The following is a 250-nucleotide window of genomic DNA, read 5'->3' as shown; positions in this document are numbered from 1 at the left end:
CCGCACCGGCTACGCGGTCGGCGGCGGCATCGAGTACGCCCTGCCCACCGACTCCTTCCTGAACTTCTTCCGCTCCTCGGCCGTCACGCTCAAGGTCGAAGGCCTGTACGTCAACCTCGACCGCAACACCCGCAACCAGGGCGCGTTCGTGATCAACGCCGCCTCCAACGTCCCGGCCTTCTACAGCCCGGTCGGCCGCCGCTCCGACGAGTTCGCCGTCGTCCGCGCAGGCCTGAACTACAAGTTCGGC

1 pseudogene is annotated in these 250 nt (G+C 68.0%); it reads left to right on the top strand.

Going from position 1 to position 250, the window contains the following annotated elements:
• A pseudogene (locus MFF58_RS32115) lies at positions 1–250 on the top strand (porin family protein); the annotation flags it as partial.

The organism is Methylobacterium longum (assembly GCF_022179385.1).
Classification (GTDB): Bacteria; Pseudomonadota; Alphaproteobacteria; order Rhizobiales; family Beijerinckiaceae; genus Methylobacterium; species Methylobacterium longum.
Note: the sequence above shows the minus strand (reverse complement) of the source record. Positions and strands in the feature narration are given on the sequence as shown.